The organism is Dorea phocaeensis, assembly GCF_900240315.1.
Taxonomy (GTDB): domain Bacteria; phylum Bacillota; class Clostridia; order Lachnospirales; family Lachnospiraceae; genus Dorea_B; species Dorea_B phocaeensis.
Genome location: NZ_OEPZ01000001.1, coordinates 79,025 through 91,903, shown reverse-complemented (window position 1 = coordinate 91,903; position 12,879 = coordinate 79,025). Strand labels below are relative to the sequence as shown.

9 protein-coding genes are annotated in these 12,879 nt (G+C 43.8%); 5 read left to right on the top strand and 4 right to left on the bottom strand.

What is annotated here, in order from left to right; genetic code table 11:
- The first annotated feature begins 23 nt into the window (after positions 1-23).
- On the top strand, positions 24-887 hold the full coding sequence (locus C0979_RS00400) for a MurR/RpiR family transcriptional regulator (protein WP_101694104.1): 864 nt from the start codon (positions 24-26) through the stop codon (positions 885-887).
- A 76-nt stretch (positions 888-963) separates the two neighbouring features.
- Here the strand turns inward: C0979_RS00400 and C0979_RS00395 are convergent, their stop codons facing one another.
- A complete protein-coding gene (locus tag C0979_RS00395; protein WP_101694103.1) occupies positions 964-2,358 on the bottom strand; it encodes an alanine/glycine:cation symporter family protein in 1,395 nt (464 codons plus the stop codon).
- 332 nt (positions 2,359-2,690) lie between these two features.
- On the opposite strand from C0979_RS00395, the gene C0979_RS00390 reads away from it, so the two are divergent.
- Complete coding sequence (locus C0979_RS00390; protein WP_101694102.1) at positions 2,691-3,983, top strand: aminotransferase class V-fold PLP-dependent enzyme; 1,293 nt, start codon at positions 2,691-2,693, stop codon at positions 3,981-3,983.
- Positions 3,984-3,994: 11 nt separating this feature from the next.
- Positions 3,995-5,122 carry a glycerate kinase family protein gene (locus C0979_RS00385; protein WP_101694101.1) on the top strand — a complete coding sequence of 376 codons (1,128 nt, stop codon included), beginning with the start codon at positions 3,995-3,997 and terminating at the stop codon, positions 5,120-5,122.
- A gap of 70 nt (positions 5,123-5,192) precedes the next feature.
- Here the strand turns inward: C0979_RS00385 and C0979_RS00380 are convergent, their stop codons facing one another.
- Positions 5,193-5,993 (bottom strand): MBL fold metallo-hydrolase, encoded by an 801-nt coding sequence (locus C0979_RS00380; RefSeq protein ID WP_101694100.1) that lies wholly within the window; start codon positions 5,991-5,993, stop codon positions 5,193-5,195.
- 11 nt (positions 5,994-6,004) lie between these two features.
- Positions 6,005-7,369: a dipeptidase PepV gene (gene pepV / locus C0979_RS00375; RefSeq protein WP_101694099.1), complete on the bottom strand. Its 1,365-nt coding sequence runs from the start codon at positions 7,367-7,369 to the stop codon at positions 6,005-6,007.
- 381 nt (positions 7,370-7,750) lie between these two features.
- On the opposite strand from pepV, the gene C0979_RS00370 reads away from it, so the two are divergent.
- Positions 7,751-9,850, top strand: coding sequence for a glutamine synthetase III family protein (locus C0979_RS00370; protein ID WP_101694098.1), 2,100 nt, complete (start codon positions 7,751-7,753; stop codon positions 9,848-9,850).
- Positions 9,851-9,865: 15 nt separating this feature from the next.
- Positions 9,866-11,266 (top strand): amidophosphoribosyltransferase, encoded by a 1,401-nt coding sequence (purF, locus tag C0979_RS00365; protein ID WP_101694097.1) that lies wholly within the window; start codon positions 9,866-9,868, stop codon positions 11,264-11,266.
- A gap of 6 nt (positions 11,267-11,272) precedes the next feature.
- On the opposite strand, the gene asnB is transcribed toward purF, so the two are convergent.
- Positions 11,273-12,856, bottom strand: a complete 1,584-nt coding sequence (gene asnB / locus C0979_RS00360) for an asparagine synthase B (RefSeq protein ID WP_101694096.1) — start codon at positions 12,854-12,856, stop codon at positions 11,273-11,275.
- Positions 12,857-12,879 lie beyond the last annotated feature (23 nt).

The following is a 12,879-nucleotide window of genomic DNA, read 5'->3' as shown; positions in this document are numbered from 1 at the left end:
GTTTTTCAGAAAGGATTTTGGATATGACTGCTGCTTTTCAAGAAATGATTAAGAATGCAAAATTAACAAAAAAAGAACGGCTGATTGCGGATTATGTTCTCAATAATTTTCGTGACTTATGTTTTATGACATCCACCGAACTTGCAAATACGCTTTCTGTCAGTCATTCTTCTGTCATGCGCTTTACAAAAGATCTTGGTTTTTCCGGATATACAGAATTTCAGCGTACGATCCGGGAGCAATACAATACTTACATATCAAGCCATTCACAATCTTCCGCTATTCCGACTGTGAAGCTGACACAGAGTCTGGAAAAGCTGTCGAAAAGCAGTATTATCGAAACGGTTCAAGATATTACATTTAACAATATCCGTTCTGCCGTCATGCGAAACTCAACAGAATTATTTGAAAAAGCAAGCGATACGATCATTCACTCTCACACAAAATATATTGTCGGGTCCCGAGCCTGCAGTGTTGCCGCTAATTTTTTGTCCGTCAATTTGAAGGATACGCTTCCGATGGTCTTCCCGGAACCTTCCGATTCTCTGAATACCTTTGATTATTTGTCTGATATCAGCAAACGGGATTGTCTGATCGCCATCAGCTATCCCCGCTATTCAAAATTGACGCAGCTGGCTGCTGAAATGGCTTCCCGCGCAGGCGCTGCCGTCATCGTTTTGACCGACACTCCGACCGCTCCATTAGCACAATACGCTACACACTTATTTACCAACAATGTTGATTCTCTGACTTTTTTCAACTCTCAGATCCCTGCACTTTTCATTGCAGAACTTTTGTGTACTTACATCAGCAAAAAGGTCGGTAATAAAAACGAAGAAAAACTCCGTCTCATAGACCGTTATACTTCATCTATGGAGTTATATTGATTTTCCGAACACAGCCATGCGCAAAAAAACACATTGAAGACCCGGATTTGTCTTCAATGTGTTTTTTGATTCTATATTATTCCACTACCGCATTCTTTGGCAGTTTAATGGTCTCTCTCTCCAGTTTGTCAAAATATTTTCTTGTTTCATTGATAATCACTTTTCTCAAACTCAACAGCGCAACCAGATTCGGAAGAATCATCAGCGCGTTGGTAATATCTGCCAGAAGCCAGATCGGTTCCAATGTAAGAAATGGCGCTGCTGCAATTGCAATAATATAAAGCACCTTAAATACTTTGACGCTCTTTAAGCTTCCTGTCAAATAGACAATACATCTCTCTCCATAATAGCTCCACCCCAAAATAGTTGTGAATGAGAAGAAGATAATCCCAACTGCTACAATATACATTCCGATATTATGTGAAAGATGCATATTATAAGCCTGTGTCACAAGCGGACTTCCGCTGAGATCTGTTGTATCCATTAATCCGCTTGAAATAATTACAAGTCCTGTCATTGTACATGTTACAAGCGTCGTAAAGAATACGCTCGTCATAGAGATCAACCCCTGCTTCACGCAAGAATTTGTCTTTGCTGCCGCTGCAACGATCGGAGAGCTTCCAAGTCCCGCCTCATTGGTATAAACACCACGCGCAACTCCTGTACGGATTACTGTCATCAGAGAAACAACCGTTGCTCCCGCTGCACCGCCCAACATGGACTCAGCCGAAAATGCGCAAGTAAAAATCTGTCGGAATGCATCTGGAAGTGCCTGATAATTCATTCCCAAGATCAAAACAGATCCACCTATGAAAAAAATTGCCATAAATGGCACAACGAACTGTGCTACTTTTGATATTGACTGGATACCGCCTAAAATAACAATGGCAGTCAACACTGTAACGATAGCTCCCACCAGCGCGATCGGAATGTGAAATGCCAGATTTACCGATTCCGTAATTGCATTGACCTGTGGAAAAGTTCCACATCCTAAAAGCGCTGTAAAAACACCAAATATCGCGAATAACTTCGCTAACCAGATATATTTCTTTCCCATTCCATTCTGAATGTAGTACATCGGACCTCCTGCCATCTGTCCATTTTCATCTTTTGTCCGATATTTTACTGCAAGCACTGACTCTGCATATTTTGTAGTCATTCCGAAAAATGCCGACACCCACATCCAGAACATGGCTCCCGGTCCTCCGATTCTAAGAGCGGTTGCAACACCAACAATACTTCCTGTTCCGATATCCGCCGCAAGTGTTGTACAAAGCGTTGCAAATGCAGACACATCTCCTGCACCTTCCTCCTTTTCAAAAATTGCTTTCAGTGCTTTTGGAAACTTAAATAACTGAATCCCTTTCAGTGTAACCGTAAAATATATACCGGTTCCAAGGAGAAGCAGTAACGTGGGCGGTCCCCATATAAATGCCTGAAATTTTTCTAACACTTCCATAATCACTTCCATTTTCCTTCTCTTCCTTTCACGTTTTTATAATTTGGAATACTTTTGTCTTTTTCTTTTAAGAATTGGACATTATTATCTTTGTCCATTTTATAACATACTCATTTCCCTTTTGCAATGTTTTTAAATAATATTATTTTTTATTTTCATTATAAAAAATATTAATATCTATTTTATCAAAAAATGTTTACACGAATATTCTTTTTTCTTTAAATATAAATTTTGTTAATATTATTCAGCGAAATTATTCATTTCTCAAATCATCCGTTCAGTGCTATGATGAAACTAACAAAAAGCTGTAACCACCAGGATTATAAGCGAAAGGGGAAAGAAAAATGAACGAAAAAAATGGTGTATTATTTTCAGACGAATATCAAAAAAATTTAAAAGAGCAATTCTGTTATGCAGATGCTGATCCAGAACATGGCTCCCGTCTTTTCTTTGAAAATTCAGGCGGTTCTTTAAGACTGAAAAAAGCAGTCGAAGCCAAGGCTTCGGTAGAGCAATTTCCAGATTGTCCGGAACGCGTCCGCGGAAGAGGATACGAATTATCTCACTATGTTTCTGACGGAACAAAAGAAATTCTGGAAGTTGTCTTTGGTGCAAAACCGGGCCACGGAGCATTGATCACTGAGTTGTCCGCGTCTCAGACAATGTATCAAGCTGTGGGTGCTATTATGGAAAATTGTGGATGGGGAACAAACGCTGTTACTTCTTCACTGGAGCATCCATCTGCTCACGATGCTGTAGAATATTACTGTGATAAAACCGGACGTGAATTTCGAGTTGTACCTGCCAATAAGACAACCGGCGGTATTGATGTGGAAGATGTTTTAAAATGCGTAGATAAAGACACCTGTCTTGTAAGTATTATGGCAGCTTCCAATATTTCCGGAAATATTATGGATATTAAAGAAATTGTGCGTAGAGTAAAAGAAATCAATCCGGAAATCTACGTAATTACCGATACTGTACAACATGCTCCTCATGCTGTTGTCGATGTTGAAGACTGGGGTGTTGACGCTGCGAATATCGCACCTTACAAATTCTTTGGCGTACGCGGCTGCGGATATGCTTATATCTCTGACCGTGTTGCAAAAATGAGACACCACAAACTGACACACAAGGATGCCAACGTATGGGCTCTCGGAACACCAACACCAGGCAACTTTGCCGCAATGATGGCAGTCATCGATTATGTATGTAAAATTGGTTCTGATTTTATCGACAGCACAGACAAACGAACTTTATATGTAGAAGGAATGAATCGAATTCATTTACAAGAGCGTGCACTTCTTTACCGCATGCTGGAAGGTACCGACGAAGTGCCTGGACTAAGACACATCAAAAATGTAGAAGTGTATGTAGATATGGAAGACTTGACATGGAAAGATTTAATCGTTGCTATGGGTATTAAGGGAATTGATTATGCTGATTGCTCTCAGAAATATTTGGAGCATGGTGTAACGATCTTTGAACGTCTCAAATCCAGCCCATATTCTCAGAGAATTGTTGAGGCGCTCGGTCTAGAAGGCGCTCTCCGCGTATCTCCATTACACTGCAACGGAACAGATGATATTGATAAGTTCCTAAAAATCACAAGAGAAATCGCAGAAAGCGTTTCTTAAGAGGTATTCATATGAAAGTTGTTGTTGCAATTGATTCGTTAAAAGGCAGCCTGTCCTCCATGGAGGCAGGACAGGCTGTAAAATCGGGTGTCCTGGCCGCACACCCCGACGCTGAAGTCATTATAAAACCGCTGGCAGACGGAGGAGAAGGAACTACCGACGCTCTTATTGAAGGGCTGGGCGGACAACGCATTGACCTTACCGTCACCGGTCCTATGGGCACTCCTGTATCTTGTTACTATGGGTATTTGGAAGAGAATAAAACAGCAATCATTGAAATGGCTGCTGCTTCCGGAATCACACTTGTTCCTGCTCATCAAAAAAATCCTCTTATCGCCAGCACACGCGGCGTTGGAGAAATGATTCTTGATGCATTGGAAAAGGGCTGCCGTAATTTTATTATCGGTATTGGAGGAAGTGCTACAAACGATGCTGGCATAGGAATGCTCAAAGCATTGGGCTATTCGTTTCTCGACGAGCATGGGCTCGATGTCGGAGAAGGAGCACAGGCGCTTATGAAAGTTGCGTCTATTGATACGAACAACCTGCATCCTCTGCTTGACTCCTGCCATTTTCGAATTGCCTGTGATGTAACCAACCCCCTTTGTGGAGAAAATGGCGCTACTTATATCTACGGCCCACAAAAAGGTGTAACCGAATCCCAGAAGAAACCTCTGGATCTTGGCATGGCACACTTCGCAGATGTTACGGAAGCCACTTTAAATTGCAATTACCGAAATTATCCCGGCGCCGGCGCAGCCGGTGGTCTTGGCTTTGCATTTTTAAGCTTTCTTCACGCCTCCCTTTCTCCTGGCGTTGATCTTATCTTAGATGCCGTAAACCTTTCAGAAGCTCTTGAAGGCGCTGACATCGCAGTAACCGGAGAAGGGCAATTAGACCGCCAAACCGCCATGGGAAAAGCTCCTATCGGCGTAGCAAAACTCGCCAAAGCACACGGTGCTAAAGTATTGGCGTTTTCCGGCAGTGTCACAAAAGAAGCTACAGCTTGTAATCAAGCCGGAATCGATGCTTTTTTCCCGATTTTGAGAAGAATTGTAACTTTGGAAGAAGCGATGGAACCCTCCACTGCACGCAGTAATATGACAGCATCTGTAGAACAAGTATTTCGTTTGCTATAATAAATAAACCTTATTAGATCGTCCCTCAAAAAAACACGAAGAGCCCATTTCCTCTTCGTGTTTTTTCTATTTAAATCTCAAAACTTTCCAAATCATCCGGAACATAGAGATTACCACTATAATATTCTTTTCCTTCCTGCGTGTACAACTGCTTACGCTCCTTAAGATGCGTCTCCTCTGTATGATAGAGAAGCAAATTAGGAACTTTCAATTGTTCTGCAAGCTGACAGGCTTCTTTTACTGTGCTGTGATGCTTCTCATACGGTTTGAATTTATCCGCCTCACTAAATAAGCAAAACGCTTCGTGAAGCAGCCAATCACTGTCCTTTACAAAATCATAATTCGCTTCGTTATAAGGTTCATCGCCAACACAGGTAAACTTCGTTCCATCTTTCATACACATGGAGAATCCAAATTGCTTCGCTTTTGTAGACAAAATGTCAAAAAACGTAACCGGACAACCTAAAATCATTCTCTCGTCTCCTGTCGATACAATATCAAAACGGATACGTTCTCCCATATACTTACATACCTTTTGCTGGATCGTCATATTCGCAATTGCCTGAATCTTCTCAGCCAACTCCTCATGACAGTAAATCGTAAGATCACCTTCATATTTCCCCTGATTCATCCGCTGTCCGATAATCCTGATCAGCCAGATAATACCTAAAATGTGATCTACGTGCTCGTGCGTAACAAAAATATCATGGATGTCGGAAATCTCAATCCCTGTATCTTTTAACACTTTTAATATGCGATTCCCCCCTCCTGCGTCTACAAGAAAATGTCTGTTTTCATCTGAAATCACAAAACATGTATTGTAGCATTCTGTTACTGCCGCATTTCCAGTTCCTAATATTGTAAGTCTCATCTATTAGCCTCCTATTTCTGTGCAAGTTCGTACATCGCAGCCGCTGAAATCTGAATAGAACGTACAAGATTGTCCATATTTGCAAATTCATTCGGCGCATGGATCACTTCTTCTTCTCCCGGGAAGATCGGTCCGTAAGCCACCATATTATCGAAGGATTTCGCATAGGTTCCTCCTCCGATAGCGATTGGCTCTGCTTCTACGTCACCGGTCTGTTCCTGATATACTTTCATAAGTTTCTGTACAAGTTCAGACTCTGTCGGTACATATAAGAGGCTGTGAGTCTCTACTTCCGGCACAAGTCCATAAGCCTCTACATTCTCTTTTACATTCTTTACTACATGTTCTTCTGTTGTACTGTTTGGATAACGAATGTCTAAAGTAAAGGACAGCTTCTCCTCATCACAGCTGATCATTCCAAGGTTAACTGTTGTGCTTCCGGTCTCTTCATCTGTACTTGCAATTCCAAGCTTCTCTCCATTTGTCTCATAACCGATCTTTTCCATCAGGAAGTTGATCATTGTCTGAAGGTCTCCGCCAAAATCATTTTCCTTCAGAGCATCAAATAAGCGGATTGCAGCATTTGCGCCCTGCTCCGGTGTACTTCCATGCGCGCTGATACCTTCACATGTCACGATGATCTTACCGTCTTTTTTCTCAACCGTAATATAATCTTTTTCTTCTACCTTCAATTCACCTTCTGCAACCAATGTACATTTTGGTGTCACTACGTTTTTCGCCATTCCACCTTCGATAGAAAGCACTTTAATGCCGGACGGATTCTCTACTTTCTTAGTTACATCCCAGAATGTCTGACCTTTTTCACAGAAGATTGCAGGGAACTGTGCATCCGGTGTAAATCCAATAGTCGGCAGTTCTTCTCCCACTTTAATATAATGTTCTACACAGGAAGATCCATTTTCCTCATCACATCCGAATAACACTCGAATTCTGCGGTCAACCGGAAGTCCAAGATCACGGATTGCTTTCAGTGCATACACAGCTCCGATTGTAGGTCCTTTATCATCCTGAACGCCACGGCCGTACATTTTACCATCATGGATCTCACATCCGAGCGGATCATAATTCCATCCTTCCCCAAGAGGAACTACATCTACGTGTCCGAGCACTCCAACCATCTCTTCGCCTTCTCCATACTCGATCCAGCCTACGCGATTGTCCACATTTCCGGTCTTGAAGCCCATCTTTTCTCCAACAGAAAGAAGATGATCCAATGCTCTTTTTACTTCTCTTCCGTAGGGAGCGTCTTCTTCCGGCTCACCCTTCACACTGCAGATTGCAACATTCTCTCGGATGGTATCGAACATCTCATCCTTCATCTCAAGAATTTTTTCATTCAGTTTCTCGTAACTCATTTCTTTTTCCCTCTCCCACTTTATATAATATTTCTCCGATCAGAGCCTGCGCTCTGTCTGGGTATAACCTTGTCGCCAATTTTGCAGGTTTAGTGCTTTTTTCCTGCATTTTCAGTTTTTCCCTTTCTTTATATTATACCTTATATCGTCCTCTTTGTATATACATCCCTGATGAATCACCACTCGTTTTCACTTAAGATTTTTTAATGCTTCCCTCTTAATTTTTTAATATTTTCGCAGAATTTTAAAAATCAGCATTGACAAACATAATTTTTAGAGTATACTACTTCACATAAGCAAAGGCGCTTTGGACTTAAGATGTTCATAGCGCCTTTTTTGTATTTCAAAAATACTTAAAAAATATCTAAGGAGATGAATGACATGAATAATCGTATTCCCGAACTGTATGGAAGCATGATCTTCAGTGACCGGATCATGCGCAGCAAGCTTCCCAAAGATGTGTACAGGGCATTAAGGAAAACCATTGAAAACGGCACCCATCTGGAACTTGATGTCGCCAATTCTGTCGCAGTAGCCATGAAAGAGTGGGCCGTAGAAAACGGTGCCACACACTATACGCACTGGTTCCAGCCAATGACCGGATTTACCGCAGAGAAGCACGACAGTTTTATCTCTCCATCCGGGGAAGGTGAAGTCATCATGGATTTCTCCGGAAGAGAACTTGTCAAAGGCGAACCGGATGCCTCAAGCTTCCCTTCCGGCGGCCTTCGCGCTACTTTTGAAGCTCGCGGATACACCGCGTGGGACCCTACTTCTCCGGCATTTATCAAAGATCAGACACTCTATATTCCAACTGCATTTTGTTCTTACAGCGGAGAAGCTCTAGATAAGAAGACGCCGCTTCTTCGCTCTATGGATACACTGAACACACAGGCAGTAAGAATGCTTCACCTGCTGGGCAATGATACCGTCAAAAGAGTCTCTGCCACCATCGGACCGGAGCAGGAGTATTTTCTTGTAGATAAGGATCTGTACCGTCAGCGCAAAGATCTGATTTTCTGTGGGCGAACTCTCTTTGGCGCCCCGGCTCCAAAAGGACAGGAGATGGAAGACCACTATTTCGGCGCTTTAAAACCAAGAGTCTCTGCCTACATGCACGATCTCGACCTCGAGTTGTGGAAGCTCGGCATTCCTGCAAAAACCAAACACAACGAAGTAGCGCCTGCACAGCACGAGCTTGCCCCGGTCTTCGACACAGCGAATATTGCGGTTGACCATAACCAGCTCACCATGGAGATGATGAAGAAGGTTGCTGAAAAACACGGTCTTACCTGCCTCCTTCACGAGAAACCGTTCGACAGGATTAACGGAAGCGGAAAGCACAACAACTGGTCTCTGACAACCGATGACGGCGTAAATCTCTTGAATCCGGGACGTACTCCAGCTCAAAACACACAGTTTCTCATCTTTTTGATGGCTGTCATCAAAGCAGTGGATGATTATGCAGATCTGATGCGGATCTCTGCCGCCAGCGCAGGCAATGACCACCGTCTCGGCGGAAATGAAGCTCCTCCGGCAATCGTGTCTGTTTTCCTTGGCGATGAGCTGACCCGCGTGCTGGAATCCATTGAAAATGATACTTATTTCGGTAAACAAGAGAAAATCCAGCTTGACACCGGCGCCCCGGTACTCCCGCATTTTCTCAAAGACAATACAGACCGGAACCGGACATCTCCATTTGCATTTACCGGAAATAAATTTGAGTTCCGTATGCTTGGTTCTGCTGCCTCCGTTGCAACGCCGAACATTATATTAAATACCGCTGTTGCGGAATCACTGGACCAATTCTATGAAGAATTAAAGGACACTGAGCCGGCTGATATGGATGAGGCTGTTCACGCACTTTTGAAACGCGCAATCCAGAAACATAAAAAGGTTATTTTTAACGGGAACGGCTACTCCGATGAATGGGTGAAAGAAGCCGCCCGACGTGGTCTTGACAATCTGGAATCTACACCAGACTGTCTAGAACGTCTTCTGACAGCAAAAAGCATTACACTCTTCACGAAACACCACATTTATACGGAAGATGAGATTCGCTCCAGACACGATATTTTACTGGAAAATTATGTAAAGACCATCGCCATTGAAGCACGCACAATGGTCGATATACTATCGCGTGACTTTCTTCCTACTCTCCATTCTTATACCGGAGCTGTTGCTTCCAGTACGAGTTCAAAAAAAGCGCTTCTTCCTGATTTGAAAACAGATGCGGAGGAAGCACTTGTAAGAAAGCTTAGTAATTGTTATGAAATCTTAGCAGACGGTGTACAGGATCTGAAGGAGCAGCTTACCAAAACAGAGAAAGAAGAAGACTTGAAGCGTTCTGCATTCCTGAGCCGGAATCTTCTGATTCCTTCTCTTGAGCACTTGGGAACCGCTGCAAGCGAAGCGGAAGCACTGATTCCTGAAGATCTGCTTCCATACCCATCTTACGACCAATTACTATTTTCATTATAAGAAAGGAGCTTTGTCATGAATTGTGATCATTCACGTATCAAAGAAGCCTGTGGCGTCTTTGGTATCTATACATCATCTGAAGAACAGGCGGCAAACTCCATCTATTATGGCCTTTCTTCTTTACAGCACCGCGGGCAGGAGTCCTGCGGTATTGCTGTGTGTGACACTTGCGGATCGGAGGGGAATCTTAATGTTCACCGGGGCATGGGACTTGTCCACGAAGTCTTTGACGACAACATCCTTCATTCTCTTACCGGCAATCTGGGCGTTGGGCATGTGCGCTATTCTACAACCGGAGAAACTTCTCTGCAGAACGCACAGCCTCTCGTTCTCAATTATGTTAAGGGTACTCTTGCTCTTGCACACAATGGAAATCTCGTCAACACCGAAGAATTAAGAGCTGGACTTACACGTACCGGTGCCATCTTCCAGACTACAACAGACTCGGAAGTCATTGCGCACCTGATTGCCAGGGAGAGGATTCACACCCACTCTGTCGAAGAGGCAATTCTGCGGGCTGCCTCAAAAATAAAAGGAGCCTATGGGCTAATCATTGCAAGTCCGAGAAAACTGATCGGCGTTAGAGACCCTCTCGGTCTCAAACCGCTTTGCCTTGGAAAGCGAGGCAGCGCTTATGTCCTCTCCTCGGAGAGCTGTGCCCTCACCGCTATCGGAGCGACCTTTATCCGTGATATACGCCCGGGTGAGATCATCACCATTACGCGTCAGGGGATCTCTTCCAATCTGGAGCTCTGCCAGAAGAAGCACGCTCACTGCATCTTTGAATACATCTACTTTGCACGATTAGACAGTACCCTCGACGGGGTATCCGTCTACGAGGCTCGCTTAAGAGGCGGGGCTGCACTTGCCAAAGCCTATCCGACAGAAGCTGATCTTGTAACCGGTGTGCCTGATTCCGGTCTTGCCGCTGCGCAGGGCTATGCGGAAGCTTCCGGCATTCCCTTCGGGTTAGCCTTCTACAAAAACAGCTATGTGGGACGTACCTTTATAAAGCCGACTCAAAAAGAACGGGAAAATAGTGTACGGCTCAAACTTCATGTACTGGAGCATGCCGTCAAGGGAAAAAATATCGTCCTGGTGGACGACTCTATCGTAAGAGGAACCACGATCGCAGGTCTGATCCGACATCTGAAACAAGCCGGCGCTCTCAAAGTTCATGTCCGCATCAGCTCGCCTCCCTTCCTGTATCCTTGCTATTTCGGAACAGACATTCCGTCCAATCAGCAGCTTCTGGCATCTTCTCACTCTGTGGACGATATTTGCCGCATCATAGGCGCTGACTCTCTTGGATATATGAAAGTGGAAGACCTTCCCGATACGGTAAATGGTCTCCCACTTTGTAAAGCCTGTTTTGATAACCATTATCCAATGGATATTCCAAACCAAAACTCTTAGCTTCTTCTATTTTCCACTGTCGCCATAGTTTGCCAGTACACGTGCGGACGGATCATCCACATCGCATCCGTCCCACGCCTTGTTCGGCATCCAGAAACCGGCGACCATCTCCGACTGTCCCGGATAATATTTTTCGAAGATTTCCCGGTAGAGGAGTGACTCCTTCGTAAATGGCGCCGCATGCTCATAGGCGCTGCATTTTTCCTTCCATTCATCCCCTTCATAACAGGTCTGCGCATATTCTTTCAGATCATCTACCATAGAATGTCCTACCGCATCAGAAAATGCTGCTTTTTCACGCCAGAGAATTTCTTCCGGCAGACACGCATCCTTCTCGAAGGCACGGCGCAGCAAATACTTTCCTTTTCCATAGGTATTCATTTTCTTTGCCGGATCGACAGACATTACATACTTTACAAAATCAAGATCTCCAAATGGAACTCTTGCCTCCAGTGAGTTTACGGAAATACACCGGTCTGCCCGCAGCACGTCATACATGTGAAGCTCATGTATACGTTTCTCGGATTCTTTTTGAAATTCTTCCGGTGACGGTGCAAAATCTGTATATTTATAACCAAACAACTCATCCGAGATCTCTCCGGTCAGCAGAACACGGATGTCTGTGTGCTCATGAATATATTTACATACATAATACATTCCGATACTGGCACGGATTGTAGTAATGTCATAAGTGCCGAGAAGGTGGATTACGTCTTCCAGTGCATTTAACACATCTTCTCTTGTGATAATCACTTCCGTATGCTCACTTCCAATATATTCTGCCACCTGCCTTGCGTATTTCAAATCAATGGCATCCTGATCCATTCCAATTGCAAACGTGCGAATCGGCTTCTTACTCTCCTTCGCCGCTATGGCACAGACAAGGGAAGAATCCAGTCCTCCTGATAACAGAAAACCTACTTTTGCATCCGAGACAAGTCTTTTGCATACCCCTTCTGTCAATTTGTCATGAATTTTCTGACAGATTGTCTCTACATCATCCTCACAGACTTCCTCTGTTCTGCTAATGTCATGATAGCAGATGAATGCTCCGTCTTTGTAATAATGTCCCGGTGGAAACGGCCGGATCTTCTCACAGAGTCCAACCAGATTTTTAGCTTCACTGGCAAGAACAAGAGCTCCTTTTTCGTCATATCCGTAATAGAGTGGACGAATTCCGATGGGATCTCTCGCCGCAATATAGCTTCCGGTCTTTCCGTCATAGATAATACACGCAAACTCCGCATCCAGCATACCGAACATCTCTGTCCCGTATTGCTCATATAACGGAAGCAGGATCTCACAGTCTGAATCACTTTCAAATGTATACCCCTTCTTTTTCAGCTCTTCTCTTTGTTTTTCAAATCCATAGATCTCTCCGTTACAAACGACATAACTTCCGTTCAGCGAAAATGGCTGCATGCCGGACGGTGTCAATCCCATGATTGCCAGGCGCTGAAATCCCAGATATCCTTTTCCGGTGTCCAGAATCCGACACTCATCCGGTCCTCTGGACGATGTCCTTAAAAAGCATTCCCGAAAGGTTTTCAACGCCTCTCCTTCTTCACAATATCCCATAATCGAACACATATTTCATATCCTCCTTGATCTTT

Excerpts from the sequence above, each read along its gene's own strand:
- C0979_RS00400 (WP_101694104.1), top strand. The coding sequence starts at position 24 with ATGACTGCTGCTTTTCAAGAAATGATTAAGAATGCAAAATTAACAAAA.
- C0979_RS00395 (WP_101694103.1), bottom strand. The coding sequence starts at position 2,358 with ATGGAAGTGATTATGGAAGTGTTAGAAAAATTTCAGGCATTTATATGG.
- C0979_RS00390 (WP_101694102.1), top strand. The coding sequence starts at position 2,691 with ATGAACGAAAAAAATGGTGTATTATTTTCAGACGAATATCAAAAAAAT.
- C0979_RS00385 (WP_101694101.1), top strand. The coding sequence starts at position 3,995 with ATGAAAGTTGTTGTTGCAATTGATTCGTTAAAAGGCAGCCTGTCCTCC.
- C0979_RS00380 (WP_101694100.1), bottom strand. The coding sequence starts at position 5,993 with ATGAGACTTACAATATTAGGAACTGGAAATGCGGCAGTAACAGAATGC.
- pepV (WP_101694099.1), bottom strand. The coding sequence starts at position 7,369 with ATGAGTTACGAGAAACTGAATGAAAAAATTCTTGAGATGAAGGATGAG.
- C0979_RS00370 (WP_101694098.1), top strand. The coding sequence starts at position 7,751 with ATGAATAATCGTATTCCCGAACTGTATGGAAGCATGATCTTCAGTGAC.
- purF (WP_101694097.1), top strand. The coding sequence starts at position 9,866 with ATGAATTGTGATCATTCACGTATCAAAGAAGCCTGTGGCGTCTTTGGT.
- asnB (WP_101694096.1), bottom strand. The coding sequence starts at position 12,856 with ATGTGTTCGATTATGGGATATTGTGAAGAAGGAGAGGCGTTGAAAACC.